General features: G+C 54.2%; 15 protein-coding genes, 1 tRNA gene and 3 pseudogenes. 11 read left to right on the top strand and 8 right to left on the bottom strand.

The genetic code is table 11. The features are described from left to right. Positions 1-159 precede the first annotated feature (159 nt). Together RHK62_RS02050 and RHK62_RS02045 are read left to right on the top strand one after the other, a co-directional pair. Positions 160-990, top strand: a complete 831-nt coding sequence (locus tag RHK62_RS02050) for a M48 family metallopeptidase (RefSeq protein ID WP_302678712.1) — start codon at positions 160-162, stop codon at positions 988-990. A gap of 2 nt (positions 991-992) precedes the next feature. Further along, positions 993-1,118 carry a hypothetical protein gene (locus tag RHK62_RS02045; RefSeq protein WP_302677173.1) on the top strand — a complete coding sequence of 42 codons (126 nt, stop codon included), beginning with the start codon at positions 993-995 and terminating at the stop codon, positions 1,116-1,118. Between the two features lie 83 nt (positions 1,119-1,201). Here RHK62_RS02045 and RHK62_RS02040 read toward each other — a convergent pair whose 3' ends face one another. The 3 genes from RHK62_RS02040 to RHK62_RS02030 form a co-directional block, all read right to left on the bottom strand. Beyond that, on the bottom strand, positions 1,202-1,804 hold the full coding sequence (locus RHK62_RS02040) for an HAS-barrel domain-containing protein (protein WP_310453194.1): 603 nt from the start codon (positions 1,802-1,804) through the stop codon (positions 1,202-1,204). 3 nt (positions 1,805-1,807) lie between these two features. Then, entirely contained in the window at positions 1,808-2,032 is a 225-nt protein-coding gene (locus tag RHK62_RS02035; protein WP_399377902.1) for an NAD(P)H dehydrogenase subunit NdhS, read from the bottom strand. 119 nt (positions 2,033-2,151) lie between these two features. Then, positions 2,152-2,243, bottom strand: a tRNA-Ser gene (locus tag RHK62_RS02030). Positions 2,244-2,468: 225 nt separating this feature from the next. On the opposite strand from RHK62_RS02030, the gene RHK62_RS02025 reads away from it, so the two are divergent. From RHK62_RS02025 to RHK62_RS02005, 5 genes and pseudogenes are all read left to right on the top strand, one after another. Continuing rightward, positions 2,469-4,226, top strand: a complete 1,758-nt coding sequence (locus RHK62_RS02025) for a TolC family protein (RefSeq protein WP_310437945.1) — start codon at positions 2,469-2,471, stop codon at positions 4,224-4,226. A gap of 3 nt (positions 4,227-4,229) precedes the next feature. Next, positions 4,230-4,805: pseudogene (locus RHK62_RS02020) on the top strand (GDP-mannose 4,6-dehydratase); the annotation flags it as partial. A 1,032-nt stretch (positions 4,806-5,837) separates the two neighbouring features. Then, positions 5,838-6,347, top strand: a pseudogene (locus RHK62_RS02015) (GDP-mannose 4,6-dehydratase); the annotation flags it as partial. 2 nt (positions 6,348-6,349) lie between these two features. Beyond that, positions 6,350-7,291 carry a GDP-L-fucose synthase gene (locus RHK62_RS02010; protein WP_149820529.1) on the top strand — a complete coding sequence of 314 codons (942 nt, stop codon included), beginning with the start codon at positions 6,350-6,352 and terminating at the stop codon, positions 7,289-7,291. Then, positions 7,288-7,668 (top strand): GxxExxY protein, encoded by a 381-nt coding sequence (locus RHK62_RS02005; protein ID WP_302678709.1) that lies wholly within the window; start codon positions 7,288-7,290, stop codon positions 7,666-7,668. The genes RHK62_RS02010 and RHK62_RS02005 overlap by 4 nt, the downstream gene beginning before the upstream one ends. A gap of 23 nt (positions 7,669-7,691) precedes the next feature. On the opposite strand, the pseudogene RHK62_RS02000 reads toward RHK62_RS02005, so the two are convergent. Continuing rightward, positions 7,692-8,060: pseudogene (locus RHK62_RS02000) on the bottom strand (transposase); the annotation flags it as partial. A 255-nt stretch (positions 8,061-8,315) separates the two neighbouring features. Here RHK62_RS02000 and RHK62_RS01995 point away from each other — a divergent pair. Then, complete coding sequence (locus RHK62_RS01995; RefSeq protein ID WP_255521481.1) at positions 8,316-8,447, top strand: hypothetical protein; 132 nt, start codon at positions 8,316-8,318, stop codon at positions 8,445-8,447. A 302-nt stretch (positions 8,448-8,749) separates the two neighbouring features. Here RHK62_RS01995 and RHK62_RS01990 read toward each other — a convergent pair whose 3' ends face one another. Next, positions 8,750-9,451: a YggS family pyridoxal phosphate-dependent enzyme gene (locus RHK62_RS01990; RefSeq protein WP_310453223.1), complete on the bottom strand. Its 702-nt coding sequence runs from the start codon at positions 9,449-9,451 to the stop codon at positions 8,750-8,752. 117 nt (positions 9,452-9,568) lie between these two features. Between RHK62_RS01990 and RHK62_RS01985 the strand changes: the two genes are divergently transcribed. Then, positions 9,569-11,059: a hypothetical protein gene (locus tag RHK62_RS01985; protein WP_225901620.1), complete on the top strand. Its 1,491-nt coding sequence runs from the start codon at positions 9,569-9,571 to the stop codon at positions 11,057-11,059. Positions 11,060-11,061: 2 nt separating this feature from the next. Here the strand turns inward: RHK62_RS01985 and RHK62_RS01980 are convergent, their stop codons facing one another. Continuing rightward, positions 11,062-12,240, bottom strand: coding sequence for a DNA double-strand break repair nuclease NurA (locus RHK62_RS01980; RefSeq protein ID WP_206200844.1), 1,179 nt, complete (start codon positions 12,238-12,240; stop codon positions 11,062-11,064). 117 nt (positions 12,241-12,357) lie between these two features. On the opposite strand from RHK62_RS01980, the gene RHK62_RS01975 reads away from it, so the two are divergent. Further along, entirely contained in the window at positions 12,358-13,545 is a 1,188-nt protein-coding gene (locus tag RHK62_RS01975; RefSeq protein ID WP_302679142.1) for a 1-deoxy-D-xylulose-5-phosphate reductoisomerase, read from the top strand. Positions 13,546-13,587: 42 nt separating this feature from the next. Further along, complete coding sequence (locus RHK62_RS01970) at positions 13,588-14,796, top strand: 4-hydroxy-3-methylbut-2-enyl diphosphate reductase (protein ID WP_206200843.1); 1,209 nt, start codon at positions 13,588-13,590, stop codon at positions 14,794-14,796. Here the strand turns inward: RHK62_RS01970 and rlmB are convergent. Beyond that, positions 14,793-15,680, bottom strand: coding sequence for a 23S rRNA (guanosine(2251)-2'-O)-methyltransferase RlmB (gene rlmB / locus RHK62_RS01965; RefSeq protein ID WP_310453193.1), 888 nt, complete (start codon positions 15,678-15,680; stop codon positions 14,793-14,795). The genes RHK62_RS01970 and rlmB overlap by 4 nt on opposite strands. Before the next feature lie 28 nt (positions 15,681-15,708). Next, positions 15,709-17,019 (bottom strand): META domain-containing protein, encoded by a 1,311-nt coding sequence (locus tag RHK62_RS01960; protein ID WP_206200841.1) that lies wholly within the window; start codon positions 17,017-17,019, stop codon positions 15,709-15,711. Between the last annotated feature and the right edge of the window lie 63 nt (positions 17,020-17,082).

Raw genomic sequence — 17,082 nt, 5'->3', positions numbered from 1 at the left:
TAATCTAGGAGCAAGCGATGGGTGCACTTGCCGTAGCTTTTTTTGGTCTCAGGTCGCAGATCATGCCCAACACCGCCGAACGTTTTGGCAGGGATGCGAGAAACCTGTGCCATACCTTAAAATTGGCAGTAGAGGGGTCAAAGTAAAAATCACGATTTCATGCCTGTTCCAGCGTATTCCAGCCTGAGGGCTGATCAGTTTCGTCATCCCCGCGATCGCGAGGCCACCCAAGCCCTCCAACAACTGCCGGGGTTAGATCTTCTCGTGCGATCGCTCCTAGGTTCGGTGGCGGAGCAGGCCTTTTATCTTGAAAATATTGGCAGCAGTCTGCGCCTAAGTGAACAGCAACTTCCAGACATTTACGGGCTTCATATCGAGGCTTGCCGTATTTTAGGCCTAGAGCCACCCCAACTGTATCTGAAACAGCATCCTGTCCCCAATGCCTATACCTTTGCCATGCGGGGCAAGCAGCCCTTTGTGGTACTGCACTCCTCCCTTGTGGAATTGCTGACACCCAAGGAATTGCAGGCAGTACTGGCGCACGAGTTGGGACATCTCAAGTGCGAGCATGGCGTGTATCTGACGATCGCCAACCTGCTGCTGTTTGCCACCAGTCAACTCTCCCCTTGGGGCTTGCTCTTGGCGCAAGGACTGCAAACCCAATTGATGCATTGGTTGCGCTGTGCTGAACTCACCTGCGATCGCGCGGCCTTGTTGGTGACCCAAGACCCGCGGGTTGTGGCCTCGGTGCTGATGAAACTCTGTGGTGGCTCGCCCCAGTGGAGCGATCGCCTGAATCTCGATGCCTTCATTGCCCAAGCACGTGACTATGAGGCCGCTGATCGGGGTTGGTACAACCTTTTCAAGGAATTGCAGGCCAGTCAACTGACTCACCCACTACCGGTGCTGCGGGCACGGGAAATTCTAGATTGGGCGGAAACGCAGCAGTACGATCGCCTCGTCAAGCAATTACATCCCGCTCGTCAATAACGATGGCCAAACCGATTCCCTATCAACCCCTTCTGCTGCGCCTTGCCCATGGGGCGATCGCGATTTTGGCACTCCTCGCTTTTCATTCCAGAGGAGCGGCGGATCGGGAACTGGTGGCGTGGCGGTAGGCTCAAGCCTTCCAATCAAGTGTTGTTGAGCCTAGAAATTGTTATTTTGCTGGGGATGGTGATTGCTTTTGTTTTGCCCGCTATCATAACTGCTCGATAATGCCCCGCAGGCGATCGTAGTCATCCTTGAGGAGTCGGTTCAGGTATTGGGCTGCCTGCACCAGCCACTGGCGATCGCGCTGGCGGAGTTGATACAAGGAACGCAGCGTTGCCGCCACCAAGGCATCGCCGGGACCATAGCGCAGGGTCAACAGTGTTCGCAAAAAGGTCAATGTACCACTGAAGGCAATCACTTCCTCAACAGGACAGCCATAGACCTGCTGGTGCATTTGGGGTGGGCGGGGGGGCAAGTGGTGATAAAAGCGTTCCTGTTCCTGAAAGCCAGTGATGGCGATCGTGATCTCAGTTTTCAACATGGCAAAAATATGGGGCTGCTCTTGCCGTAGTTGCTCCAACGATAACCCCAAGGCGGTGGCACGGTGAATGGTGTCGAGGGGAGCCGTTACTACATAAGCAACAACGCCATAAATGACGCGATCGCCTTCAGGAATCCGCACCCAACTACCCAAGGCGGGCACCACGGGAAAATCGAGGCTAGCGGGTTCGTGGCACTGCGCAATGCAGTGATCCGTTGCTGTCTGGATAATTTCCGCAAAGGGCTGGGGGGGAGGCGATCGCCGCGCCATCGTTTACTTTTTCGCTTTCGCTTTTCCTTTGGGCGTGGTCACCACTGGCTCTAGCTCACTGGTCTGAAAAGTAACCAATTTATCCCAGTTCCCGCCTTCAAAGAGCACTGCCACTTTGCCATCTGTAACCCGCTGTACAATCCCCTGAAATTGGTAGTAGGTATCGTTGGGATTGGTGACCTTCACGGTCATACCGGGGAGAATTGTCATTGCTAAGTCGCTGGCCATCGTCTTATCCCAAAGATGTTTATGTGAATTCATTATCTCCTGCCCTTGCCCCGTTCGCGCTTTGCTGAGGGGTAGCAAAGGATAAGTGTCAGCTATTGGTTTGATGATCTTTTCTTCAACGGAGAGGGAGGGATTCGAACCCTCGGATAGGAGTTACCTGCCTATCAACAGATTAGCAATCTGCCGCTTTCGACCACTCAGCCACCTCTCCTTTTTGAGGGTTCCTTATTGTAGATCAGTTTTCTCCCCCTTTTCAATCCTGGTGGTCTGCGGCTGTTGCTCTAGGGGGCGATCGCAATCGAGAATCCATGCTAGAGTTTTGCAGAATGGGTGTGTTGTGGGAGTGAAGCACATGGCTGGATGCTGGCAAGCTTTAGCGGTGCTTAGGCGAATTCCTCTAGGGGCTGAGTTGAGTAGGTTGTGCGTCTAAGTCCTCATGATGAATGCTCTTGCCTTGAATCCCAAGACAATGCTGATGGCCGGACTCCTCGCGATCGCCCCCGTGACGCTGTCTAGCTCGGTTCAAGCTACACACACCACGACTCCAGTGGCACAGGCATCTTCCCAAACGCCAGCCTCGGATGTCCTCACGCCCCTCAACCCCAATCCCGATAGACTGGCGCTTCCTGAAACGGTCAACATTGATCTCAATCAACCCCTCACCCTCGAGCAAGCGATTGAGGTGGCGATTCGCAATAACATTGGCCTCCAGATTAGTGAGCTACAACTACAACGGGCACGGGCACAACTGCGACAGGTGCAAGCACAGCTTTATCCCACCCTTGCGTTTCAAGCCAGCATTGGCCAAAATACCTCCCCCGGTGGCCAGCCTGCCTACCTGCCCCTCAACTTTCAGCAGCAACTCTCTTTACAACAGCAGCAACAGCAACAGGCGCAGCAACAGCTTCTCGCTCAGCAACTGGCCGCCAGCCGTATTTTGAATACTCAGGTGCAACGACTACAACAGCGATTTCAAGGCCCCCAACTCACGGCGTTTTCGGATCAGCAAAACCTTGAGCTGCAACAGCAACTGCAACAACTGCAAAATAGTGCCAGTCAGGCGGCTACCCCCTCCAACTTCACTCCCATTACCCTTGCACCAGTAAATCAACTCAATTTTACGAACTTTTTCACCAATCTTTTTGGGGCGACGAGTGGGGCAACATCGAATGCAGTCCTAGTGATGAACTATACGTTGTTTGCGGGGGGCGGGCGATCGGCGGCCATTGCAGCAGCTCGCAACCAAGTGCGCTTCAGTGAACTGGAGGTACAGCGTCAACGCCAGCAACTGATCCTTGAGGTAACCAATGACTATTACTTGGCACAACAGGCAAAGGTACAGGTGCAAATTGCTGAAGCGGCGGTAACCAACGCCCAAGTGACTCTGCGGGATGCTAAAGCCTTTGAGCAAGCCGGGATTGGCACTCTATTGGATGTGTTAACTGCCGAGGTGAACCTTGCCAATGCCCAACAAAACTTGAGCCAAGCGCGCCATTTGGAAATCACCACTCGGCGACAGTTGGCGCAGCGCTTAAATGTGAATCAGACGGCGGATGTGGCGATCGCTGACCGCGTTGAACCCGCTGAAGAATGGTCACTTTCCCTTGAGGATAGTATTCTCCTTGCTTATCAGAACCGTGTTGAGCTAGAGCAGCGGCTGCTACAGCGCACGATTGCCCTGAACAATCGTCAGGTAGTATTGGCGGCTACCCGTCCCCAACTGAGTCTCTTTGCCAGTGGCAATCTGCTGGACAAGGTCACCGATGATCTGGCACCTCGTTTTGGCTATGGGGTAGGACTGCAAATGCAATTAGCCCTCTTTGATGGCGGCAATGCCCGCGCCAGTGCGGCTCGCCAAGAAGCCCTTGCAGCAACCGCTGAGGAACAATATGCCAATCAGAAAAACATCATCCGCCTAGAGGTGGAAACAGCCTACACCAATCTCAGAGCCAATGAGAAAAACATTGCTACAGCACGGACAGCGGTTACCCAAGCCACTGAAGGGCTGCGCCTCGCTCGGCTGCGTTTTCAAGCAGGGGTAGGAACGCAACAAGAAGTCACTAATGCCGAAACGAATTTGACCCAAGCCCAAGGGAACCTTCTTGCTGCCATTTTGAACTATAATCGCTCCCTAGCCGCATTAAAGCGGGCTGTGGGCTATCCAGAACAAACACGTTTAGGCGCAAGGCAATAAAGGATGGGCGATCGCAAGCGGGCATTAATTACCGGCATCACGGGTCAAGATGGATCTTATCTGAGTGAGCTACTCCTTGAGAAGGGCTATGAAGTCCACGGCATTATTCGCCGCACCTCCACCTTTAACACCGATCGCATTGACCACATTTACGTTGACCCCCACCAAGAGGGGGCTGCCCTGCGCCTGCACTATGGCGATCTCACCGATGGCGGTACCCTACGGCGGATTTTAGAACTGAGCCAGCCCGATGAAATTTACAATTTGGGAGCGCAATCCCATGTGCGGGTGAGCTTTGATGCGCCGCAATACACCGTCGAAACGGTGGCCATGGGGACGCTGCGACTCCTAGAGGCGATTCGCGAATACCAAGAGCGCACGGGCAAACAGGTGAAGTTTTACCAAGCGGGTTCCTCGGAGATGTTTGGCCTTGTGCAGGAAGTGCCGCAGCGGGAAACGACCCCCTTTTATCCCCGCAGTCCCTATGCCTGTGCCAAGGTCTATGCCCACTGGCAAACGGTGAATTATCGCGAGGCCTATAATCTTTTTGCCTGTAATGGGATTCTCTTTAACCATGAGTGTGTGACTGGCACCACACCAGTGATTCTGCGGCGGCGGGGACTGATGGATATTCTGCCCATTGCCGATGTTGTTCCCCATCGCAGTGATCCCAAGCAGGGTAAACGCTACACAACCGACTTGGCACCCGAGGATCGCTTTGAGGTCTGGGATGCCGAAGGCTGGACCAGTGTGACCTGTATGACGGCCACTTGGAATGGCGGCGATAAAACCGTTCATCGGATCATGGCAGGGGCGGCTCTCTACGAAACAACTGCTGATCATCAAGTTTTTGTCCTCGATAGGGAAACGCCCTGTGCGAAGGAGACACAGCAGGTTCAGGTGGGCGATCGCCTTGCCCTCATTGATCTGCCCCCCCCTACGGAGCAAGTGGATGTCAGCCCCAGCGAAGCTTGGCTCCTCGGGATTCTAGTTGCAGAGGGGCATCTTACCCCTGACGGTAAAGTGAAAGTCGCTAGCCAAGACCCAGAATTATTGGCGCGGGTCAGTGCCACATGGCGAAAAGTTGCCGCAGGATATACCAGTGAGTACACTGCTGCGAGCAGCTTCCCAAACGCTCAGCCTGTGACCCAACTGCATCTCAATGGCAATTGCGACTATGGCCGCTACCTCTACCCCCAAATCTATACCCGTGAGGGTCACAAGCGGATTCCCCAACGCATTCTCAACGCTGATCATGCGGCTCGCTTGGCGTTTCTTGAGGGCTTTAACGCTGGGGATGGTTTGCGCACTACCCCTTGTACCTATGAATTTCAGGGCTTTTGCACGGCTTCACCCGTATTGGCGGCAGGCCTCTATTGGTTGGTGAGCACCACCTTGGAGCAGCGTATTACCCTTGGCCTCGAAGAACGGGGCGATCGCACCTACTACAAGCTGAATTTGAACAGTCCCCAGACCACCCAATCGGGACAGCATCTCTGTAAACCCAAGGACGAAGTCATTAAAGCCCACGCGATCGCCCATGAAGGATGGGTATTCGATTTGGCAACCACCTCTGGCACCTTTCATGCCGGTATTGGCCAAGGCTGGATCCATAACTCCCCGCGGCGCGGTGAAACATTCGTGACCCGCAAAATTACCCGTGCCGTTGCCCGCATTGTGGCTGGCCAGCAAAACAAGCTGTATTTGGGGAACCTAGAAGCGAAGCGAGATTGGGGCTACGCCAAGGACTATGTGCGTGCCATGTGGCTGATGCTGCAACAGGAGCAACCCGATGACTATGTGGTGGCCACAGGCGAAACCCACTCCGTGCGGGAATTTTTAGAACTCGCCTTTGGTCATGTCGGTCTCAACTGGCAGGACTATGTGGAATTTGACCCCCGTTATTTGCGTCCCACAGAGGTGGATTTACTCTTGGGGGATCCAACCAAAGCCAAAACCGTTTTGGGCTGGCAGCCCTCGGTTACCTTTCCGGAACTGGTGGCGTTGATGGTGGAAGCGGATCTCCATGCGGTGGGGATTCAAGGAACAACCCCCAAAACCACCTCCGACACCGTGCTGGATCTCATTGCCCAGCGGCAGTTTATCAGTAAGGCAGACTAGTGATGGATCTCAGTAAAAAAAGGATTCTTGTCACCGGTGGGGCGGGATTTTTGGGACGCCAAGTGGTGGCGCAGTTGCAAAACGCCGGGGCAGTGCCTGAGCAAATCACAGTGGTGCGATCGCGCGACTACGACCTACGCCAACTCTCTGCTTGCCAAGCCGTCGTTCAAAACCAAGATATTATCATTCACCTTGCTGCCCATGTGGGGGGAATTGGCCTCAATCAAGTCAAGCCCGCTGAACTTTTTTATGACAACCTGATGATGGGGGCACAACTCATTGATTGTGCCTATCGCGCGGGAGTCGAGAAATTCGTCTGTGTGGGGACGATTTGCGCCTATCCCAAATTTACCCCTGTTCCCTTCAAAGAAAGCGATCTTTGGAACGGCTACCCCGAAGAAACCAATGCCCCCTACGGCATTGCTAAAAAAGCCCTTCTCGTGCAATTGCAAGCCTATCGGCAGCAGTATGGCTTTAATGGTATCTATCTCTTGCCCGTGAATCTTTATGGGCCGGGGGATAACTTTGACCCCCTGAGTTCCCATGTGATTCCTGCTTTAATTCGCAAAGTTTACATTGCTCAGCAACAGGGGGAGAGGGTGATTCCCGTGTGGGGGGATGGCAGCCCTAGCCGCGAATTTCTCTATGTTGAAGATGCTGCCCGTGGGATTGTCATGGCCACCCAAGCCTACGATCATCCTGATCCGATTAACCTCGGTACGGGTGAAGAAATCACCATTAAGAATTTAGTTGAACTCATCTGCGACCTGATGGACTTTCAAGGCCAGATTGAATGGCAAACCGATAAGCCCAATGGTCAACCCCGCCGCTGCCTAGATACCACTAAGGCAAAAGAGGCCTTTGGGTTTCGTGCCCAAATTCCCCTCAAAGAAGGCTTAGAACGTACAATTGCTTGGTACCGTCAGCACGCTACGTCCCTATGAGACACTGGATCCAGCTTATTCAGGAGATTGCCCAAGACATCTTCCAAGAATTAGGCAGTGGTTTCAGCGAAGCCATCTATCAAAAAGCTTTTGAGGTTGCCCTGCGGGAACGGCAAATTGAGTACGAAGAACAACGCAAGGTACCGATTTTCTTTCACGGTTATTTTGTGGGGGAGGCCATTCCCGATCTCATTGTGCGTGACCATGGCCAAGCGGTTGTAGTCGTTGAACTCAAGGCTGTTCAGAACATTGGCGATAAGGAAGTCAAGCAAGTCAAGAAGTATATGGAAACCCTCAAAATTCCTGTAGGGGTTGTCGTCAACTTTTCCACTTCTACAGCAGGGGATCGGCCGCAAATTATTGAAGTGAACCTATAGCTATTCCAATAAAGCATGAGATATCATCCAGCACAATACTTGCGCATCACCTCATCAATCGAACTGTTTGACCCTGCATACATCCGCGCTCGCTTCAACGCACTGAAGTCGTGCTCAATCACATTCAAATCAGGAGAGTATTTCGGTAAAAATAACACCTCGTGACCCGCCGCTTTGACCGCTTCCTGAATCGCCCCTTTCGGATGAATCGGTGCATTATCCATCATCAACAACGAAGGTCTCTTTAACGCCGGCAAACAGTACTGACTCAGCCAGCTCACAAACCCTACCGCATTCAAATATCCTGAAAACAGCATCGGCGCGATGAAGTCTTTCTGGTGTCTATACCGTCCTGCGACTCAACTCTCTCTTTTCTGACGCTTCCCCGCTCGCTCTCCATCAATTCGTTGGCCTCGCGCTGCGATCCTGTTGCAACTAGACGAAAAATTGACTCTGCCCGACGAGTAGCTGTTCTGGTTCAAAAAGCCACCTACGAATGGCCTGCCAAATATGGCAAAGCTCTCTTAGAGGAATTTAACCGCCTCAAAAATGAATTTCTCAAGCGACGGGAAGAGAGACTATTACCTTACTTTCCTAACGAACCCAACCCAAATGCTATCCCAACAAATTTCCTCTGGGCGCGAACGATGACGTGTCCCTACTGTGGGGGGGTGATTCCGCTTTCGCCCAACTGGAAGCTGGCACCCGAGGAAGCACTGGCGATCGCCCGCGGGCATGAATTCCGACATGGCCGCCACCTCGCCTACGGCTACGGTTGATCTCGATCCCGTCCCTGATTTGGACTTGAGCCTACCGCCCCAGTCTGAACCCGCCTATACCTTGGCCGACTTGCGATCGCTGCTTGAGCAACCCCACCTACTGCCGCCGGGCGTCACCGTCAAAATTGGCCTTGGTAGCAAAGATGTGGCCTACCTTGCCCCCGGCCTACCCCAAGCGGTGCGGGTCACCACTGATCCTGAGTACTACGATCAGCACTGCGATAGCGTTGAACTTTGGTCGCCGGGCAGTCCCCTCTTTCCGCCACCGGCGATGATTCCCGAACCAACCCCTTCCAAGGACATTACTCGTGGTGAATTTCTAGCGTTGCTTGGCGATCGCCAAAAATCGCCGTGCCAATGCGCACCATGGTTGCCCCGGCCTGTACCGCAAGGGGATAGTCCTGCGTCATACCCATGGAATACTCCTGCCACTGCAGCTGCTGCCACGGTTTTGTACGCAGTTCCTCGCCCCAAGCCCGCAATTCCTGAAAGACTTGCAATTGTTCTGCGGGAGGCAACCCCAAGGGCAGAATCGTCATTAGGCCACAGCAGCGCAGATGGGAGAGGGCATCGAGTTGGGGCAGAGCTGCTTCCAGTTCGGATCTTTCCCAGCCGTGTTTTTGGGGATCGGGGCGGAGCTTCACCTGCAATAGACAGTGGGGACTGGGAGTGTCGGTTTCCCTAAGAATGGCATTGATGCGCTCGGCCAATTTCCAGCGGTCAACGGTGTGGATCCAGTCAAAGAGTTGCAGCGCCTGCCGCACTTTATTGGTTTGCAGGTGGCCAATGAGATGCCAAGTAATATCCGTGAGGTCAGCCAATTCAGCGCGTTTGCTGGCTGCTTCCTGGACGCGACTTTCGCCAAAATCCCGAATGCCAACTTCGTAGGCAGCCCGAATCGCGGCCGCTGGCATAAACTTACTCACGGCAATCAGGCGGACATGGGGGGGAAGTGTTGATTTGAGGTGGGTGGCGCGATCGCGAATTTCAGCAGCGGATAACACAGGCAATTTGCGGGCAAGGATGCTTTTTGATCCTAAAACCCTGTTGCAAAAAGTGAAACCATGGCAGGATTTTCAGTCTCCTTGACTAGGCTAGAGGGTAGGATTCAGAACGCTACTATGGCTGTGCCCCTCAAACTCTCCCTTGGCCTCATTGGTTTACTCGCTCTCGGTACCCTTTTAGCGGGGAAGTTGCTCTCCCCAGGAGAAAACTTTATGTCCGCTGCCCAAGGTCAACCCAATTGGGGAATTGAATCAAACCCCTCGCCACTCTCTAAACCTGAACCGCCACCGCGCGTTTCTGTGGCTGATTATGATCGCTATCGCCAAGTCATTGAGCGCACCCGCAGTATGATCCACAACTCAGAAGCGCGGCGGCTTGCCGAGCAATATGGTTTGAACATTCTTGACATCACATGGGAGGACACCGCTCGCTACCACAACTCTGCCGTCGGCCCTAATATCAGTGACATGACGATTCAAATTCAGCAGTACAACCCACGCACCAAGGGTTATGAACTGAGTCTGATGCCCGTGATTCGCTTTCCCAATTTTAGCGATCGCACAGCGGATATTCCCCTTGAGCGCTTCTTTATCCTTGTGGGCAATGAAAAGGGCAAGCCACTCCAACGGGTCAACCTCAAGGAATTTCTTGGTAACTTCCGCAAGTATCTCCACAACCCGCGATCGTGGGCAGGAAATCGTCGCTCCCTTTTGGCCGATCGCGATAGCCATGTCCTCGTCAGTGCCCAAGCCTGTTTCCTACCCATTCCCTCCCAAGGGGAAGCCACCTTTAACCCTGTGCTGTTTAACTACCAAAGCTATGAAAAGAACCCAGCCGTCTTAGCCATTTTGGTCACGCGCCAAGGTACCAGTGCCACCGTTATTGACAACAAGCGGGATGCCTTTGAAGCCGGCAGGACGTGGGGACAGCGATTATTTTTCAATAAGAATGGCGAACGGGCGAGCCTAGTGGGACAACGCGCCAGTGATTTTGGAGTGAGAAGCGGCGGTGGCGAGATCACCTCTGCCCAAGCGGAGGCAGCAGGAATGAATATGGTGATGCTGATCCAAGTGCCCCTGAAGCAAGCCCCTCGGCCCCGATCGGTTATGCCCCCTTTCTCGATGCCCGCCCCCGCCCTCATGGAGGCAGCACCTAGCGCTGGTCGCTCCAATGTCGAGGCGGCAGTCATTAGTTATGGCAAGGTGGAAGGCCCCTTCACTGAAATTGATAACCTGCCGATCGAGCGGGATCCCCGCTTCCCCATCCGCGTCACGGTGCAATTTTATAAAGCCACCGATAATGGCGTTGTTGCTGCCGAAGATATGCGCCACATCCATGATCAAATTGCCAAGGTCTATAGCAATGCCGATTATGTCGGCAGCCTCGTGATTGATGGTGACACTGGGCGCCCCACGGAATACACAGGCAGCAAGCAGGAACCCCCCGGCTGGTGGGACGACTTCTGGCAACGGCACCAACAAAATACTGGTCAAACCCGTGAGGAAGCCCTAGAAATGTTGCGGCGATTGCGGGGCAAAGACTGGATGCCGAGGTCGCAAGGGGAATTGGAACAGGCACTGAAGGCGCTGCAAAATTCGTCCCAATAGAGCTAACGCCGCTGCTGCTTACTCACCCATTTGCGACTAAAGCGCAGTTCCATGCCGACGCCCTCTGCCCAGACTTGCAATTGCTTGAGGAAGGCTTGGCGATCGCTCCCTTGGAGAACGGCCAATTGATCGGCAGCTTCAAGGGCATAGGGATAGCCTTGACCGGTAATCAGCTCCCCGCAGAGCCAGCGAATCACCTGATCCAGTAAGCCCGCTTCGTAGAGCCAGAGAGGGAGTTCGAGGCGCACGGGATAGCCTTGATGGGCCTTGAGGTAGCAAAAGCCAATGCCCTTGGCCCAAGCACCGTAATTTTCAAGGATGCCGCCGCGATCGCAGATAAACACAGGGGAGCGATCGCCCCATTGGGTCAACACCGTGCTCAACAGTTGGGCATCCGAGAGGTGGGGACTCGGCGCCAGCTGCTCCAGATGTCCTAAAAGGGTCACCAAATCCCGTGCCTGAGAGCTATCAATATAGGCCACCAAGGGAATCTGGTGTTGCCGGCTCGCGGCAAGGGTTTGGCACAGTGCCGCCACATATCGCCTCTGCCACTCGGGGGCATAGGACTCGGCAAACGTGGCCACAAAGGAGCCATCAAACAATAGCAACGCGGGTGCGGTTACCTCGGCCATGCGCTCCCGAAGGGTTTTTAGTTCCAGTTCAAAGCGGCGCAGGTGGATATAGCGTTCGTGGAAGCGATAAATTTGCGGCTGTCGCAACTGTTCTTCCGCTTGGCGCAGTTCCGCTGGTGTAATTAGTTCAAGGACAATTTCCTTGGCGTAGGGGCGATCGCGCCGATGGGGATTGAGAAACCACCCCGCCTGTACCACACCCACGGGCAAAAATAGCTCTTCACTGGGCACAATCTGGGAACCATCCACCGCCACAGTGGTGACATCCATGAGTTGAGTCATTGCCCACTCCCGCGCCGCCTGACGATGGGGCCACTGTACCCCCAAGGGAATGCGCCACCCCTGATGCCATGGTTCAATAGGACGTGCCCCCCAATCTGGGATCTGCGGATCAATGGCAGCGGTAATGTCGGCAATGGTTTGCTGCTGCCATGTCTTGAGAGCCTGTTGATAGGCCTGTCGCACCTGAGCTAGGGCGGTGTCATAGCTGAGAAATTCGGCCTTTTTATGATTTAGTTGCTGCACCAGTTGGAAAAGGGGTAACACCATGACTGGGAAAGACTAGAGAAACGCCTCTTGCTATTCTCAACGGAATAGGTATGGGTTTGCCTTGTGTCCCCTCCTGCGGTAGATATTAAGGTGTCCACTGACCCTCCCCCAAAAACTGTGAAGGCACTCACCCTCCTTGGCTCCACTGGCTCCATTGGTACCCAAACCCTTGACATTGTTGCCCAATATCCCGATCGCTTTCGTATTGTTGGCCTTGCTGCCGGGCGCAACTTGGAGCGACTGATTCCGCAAATTCGCCAATTTCAGCCGGAGATTGTCAGTATTGCCGATGCCAAGCAACTGCCAGAGTTAGAGGCGGCACTGGCCGATCTGCCCCAAAAACCGCAACTGGTGGCGGGGGAATGCGGTATTGCGACGGTAGCGGCCTATGGGGATGCCGATGTTGTGGTCACCGGCATTGTTGGTTGTGCCGGTCTGGTGCCGACGATCGCCGCCATTAAAGCGGGTAAAGATATTGCCTTGGCCAATAAGGAAACGCTGATTGCCGGTGCGCCCGTGGTTTTGCCGCTGCTTCAGGAGTACGGTGTCAAGCTCTTGCCCGCTGATTCTGAGCACTCGGCGATTTTTCAGTGTTTGCAGGGGGTGCCCGAGGGAGGACTGCGGAAAATTATTCTCACTGCTTCCGGAGGCGCTTTTCGTGATTGGCCGGTGGAAAAACTCTCGCAAGTGACGGTGGCCGATGCCCTCAAACACCCCAACTGGTCAATGGGACCCAAAATTACTGTGGACTCGGCAACCCTGATGAATAAAGGCCTAGAGGTGATTGAAGCCCACTACCTCTTTGGCATGGACTACGACAATATCGAGATTGTGATCCATCCCCAAAGCATTATCCACTCGCTGATTGAGTTGCAGGATACCTCCGTGCTGGCGCAGTTGGGCTGGCCAGATATGCGGTTGCCGCTGTTGTATGCCCTCTCGTGGCCAGAGCGAATTCCCACGAATTGGTCGGCACTGGATCTGGTGAAGGCGGGGGATTTAACCTTTCGATCGCCGGATCACCAAAAGTATCCCTGTATGGGGCTGGCCTATGCGGCGGGTCGCGCTGGGGGAGCCATGCCGGCAGTCCTGAATGCTGCCAATGAACAGGCAGTGGCGCTCTTTATTGCCGAGGCGATTTCGTTCCTTGAGATTCCCCGCCTGATTGAGATGACCTGCGATCGCTACTCTGCCCAAAACATTAACAACCCTACCCTAGAGGACATTTTGGCCGCCGATCGCTGGGCGCGAGAAACGGTACAGGAGTTGGCACAACGGGGAGTTCGCCCCATGATTGCGCTATAGAGTGTGTCAAAATACCATACAGATTGCTTCAGAGGAAAACCAATGGATACCCGCGCATTCAAGCGATCGCTACACAGTTCCGAAAACTACCACCGCAAAGGCTTTGGTCACGGTGAGGAAGTAAACCAGCAGCTGCAAGGGGAGTATCAAAGTTCGCTGATTCAACAAATCCGCGCCAATGGCTATCGCTGGCAACAGGGAGATGTAACGATTCGCTTGGCGGAGGCCTTTGGCTTTTGTTGGGGGGTAGAACGTGCCGTTGCCTTGGCCTATGAAACCCGCACCCACTTTCCCACCGAGCGCATCTGGATCACGAATGAAATTATCCACAATCCCTCGGTGAATGAGCGCCTGCGGCAAATGGCCGTGGAATTTATTCCGGTGGTCAATGGGGCAAAGGACTTTAGTGAGGTGCGCCAAGGGGATGTGGTGATTTTGCCCGCTTTTGGTGCCAGTGTCCAAGAAATGCAACTGCTGAATGAGCGGGGCTGCACGATTGTCGATACCACTTGCCCGTGGGTGTCGAAGGTGTGGCACAGTGTTGAAAAGCACAAAAAGGTCAATTTCACCTCGATCATTCACGGTAAGTACAACCACGAAGAAACGATCGCCACCAGTTCCTTTGCGGGCACCTATTTGATTGTGCTCAACCTCGAAGAAGCCCGCTATGTCTGCGATTACATCCTCAAAGGGGGCGATCGCGAGGCCTTCATGGCCAAGTTTGCCAAGGCCTGTTCTGCGGGCTTTGACCCCGATCGCGATCTGGTGCGGGTCGGCATTGCCAATCAAACAACGATGCTCAAGGGGGAAACCGAACAAATTGGCAAACTCTTTGAACGCACGATGATCCAAAAGTATGGTCCCGATCGCCTCAATGAGCACTTCATGAGCTTCAATACCATCTGCGATGCCACCCAAGAACGCCAAGATGCGATGCTGAACTTGGTCAAGGAACCCTTAGATCTGATGGTGGTGATCGGTGGCTACAACTCCTCGAATACCACCCACCTTCAAGAAATTGCCATTGAACATGGGATTCCTTCCTACCACATTGATTCTGCCGATCGCATTGGGCCGGGGAATCGCATTGAACACAAACCGCTGCATCACGCTCTCACCGTTACCGAGAACTGGCTGCCCGATCGCCCAATCACCATTGGCATTACGTCCGGTGCCTCCACTCCCGACAAGGTGGTCGAGGCGGTTCTCAATAAAATTTTTGCCCTGCGGTCTGTGGTAGCGGTTTCCTAGGCCTCTGATGCTTGGGTCAAATCCCAAGCGGGCGATCGCTGACAACTGATCTCGTAGAGGGCAATACCGACTGCCACTGATGCATTGAGGCTATTGGTGCGCCCCGCTAGGGGAATAGCGACAATCTCATCGCAGTGTTTTTGGGTTTGTAGGCTAATCCCTTCCCCTTCACTGCCAACGACAAAGACGGTGGGGCGATCGAAGGTAATTTTCGGTAGGGGCACCGCGCCACGTTCCGAGAGGCCATAGATCCAATAGCCCGCCGCCTTCAGGGTTTCAAGGGCTTGATTGAGGTTAATCACCCGTGCCACCGGTAAATACTCCAGCGCCCCTGCGGCGGCTTTGGCCACTGTTGCAGTAATGCCCACGGCTCGCCGTTGAGGAATAATCATTCCTTGCATGCCCAGTGCTTCTGCGGTGCGGATCATGGCACCGAGATTTTGCGGATCCATAATGCCATCTGCCGCTAGAAGAACGGGTTGATTCACGGTTGCGGCCTTGGCCAAGAGATCCTCAAGAGACCAGTAGTGATAGGCAGCCACCTGAAGGGCAATCCCCTGATGGCGCCCCCCTTGGCACAGTTGATCGAGGCGTTCGGGGGTTACAGTATCAATGATCGCTCCTTGCTGTTTAGCTTCATTCAAGCGTTGATGAAAGCGTGGATCATAGCGCAGCGAGGGAATCACCCAAATACGGTTGCAGGGACGGCCACTTTCAAGGGCTGAGAGCACGGCATGGCGACCATAGAGGAGTTCGGGGACATCCTCGGCAGTTGGGGGTGGGGGTGCTTTCCGAATTGGTTGAGCTGGGGTGCGTCGCTGGGGGTGAGGAGGGCGGGTCGCGGTCGGTCGGTTTTTTTTGCGGGGACGAGGTTTCTCGGTCATGAAGAGTCACTAAGATTGCAGATCTTCCCTAGGGTGTTCGCTGAAACATCGCAAGGGGGCGATCGCCATCATAGAACGTCAATGTATTTCCCTCAATGCGGTAGCGGTTCGTTTGCTCAAGGGTCTGTAAAAACGACATCTCCATCCTTTGTGCCCGTTGGCCAATACAGGCGCGCCGCGTTGTCGCCACTGCCGAAAACCGCAATTGCTGGCCATTGACGCTGTAACCACCGTTAAAGTTATTGCAGCCACTAAAGCCCGTTGCTCGCTGGGCATTGCTATCAAACTCAATAAACGCCGTATTCATGGGATTGCGCGGTGGCATCGGCATATTGGCTAGGCGCTGCAGTTGCCAGCGGCCACTGAGGGGACTTTCCGTCGCACCCGCTTCAAAGGTTAATAGCAGGCGATTGCCCTCAAAGAGTTGCAGCGTATTTCCTTGAACGCGGTAGCGATTGGTGCGACTTAGTCCCTGTAGCATCTGGGTTTCCACACTCTGAAGGGGTTCTTGGCCGCAGAGGCGTTGGGTGGTGGCTAAGGGGGCAAAAAGCAGCCGCGGGCCGTTGGCGGTGTAGCCACCATTAAAGCTATTACAGCCCGTAAAACCATTGGCACGGCGGTTAGCACTATCAAACTCAATAAAGGCGGTATCCACTGGCACGGCTTGATTGCCAATGCGTCTGAGACGCCAGCGTTGACCGCTGAGGCTCAGTTCTGGGGGTTGGGAGGGAGGGTTATTTGCTGTTGCTTGTGTGGAAACCGCCACAGGCACCAAGCGCGGCAGGGGTAGGAGTCCCCCTTCGAGGCGATAGGTGACAGTACTGATGCGACTGGGGCAACAGAGGGGATCATTGGGCGTGTAGCGGGCAAAGTCTGCGGTGAAGGTGCCATCGTTTTGGAACTTGACCTCGCCTAGGAATGAGCCATCAGCGCGGGAATCCATGAGATTCGGCGATAGCGTTCCCAAGTAACGTCCTCCGGAAAAAACAAAGGCCTGATACCCCATCGGGCGACACATGCCATCAAAGCGACTATTGCCAAGAATAATTTCCACATTCTGATGGCGAATGGGGGTGCCCACGAGATACCAGCCTCGCTGTTGGATCAGGCGATCGGCCATGGATTGGGGAGAACGTAGGGTGCTGCGACAGCGGTTCAACTCACTGGGATCAGGATTGCCCCGTGGGGGAATCTCTAGGATAGGAAGGTTGGGATTCCAGTTGCGCGGCGGTTGATCGAGCCAAGACTGGGGGGCGGCGAAACTCATGGGGGCGATCGCCAGCGTTGTGGTGACTGTGTAGAGCGTTGCCAAGCCAACCGCAGTGGGAAACTTAATCATGGTGATGAAAGACCAAGCTCTATGGGGGTATCTCTAGGGACGTACAGAGAGTATAGGGGTTCC

This window comes from Thermosynechococcus sp. HY213, assembly GCF_031460975.1.
Taxonomy (GTDB): Bacteria; Cyanobacteriota; Cyanobacteriia; order Thermosynechococcales; family Thermosynechococcaceae; genus Thermosynechococcus.
This window is presented reverse-complemented; position numbering and strand designations above follow the sequence as displayed.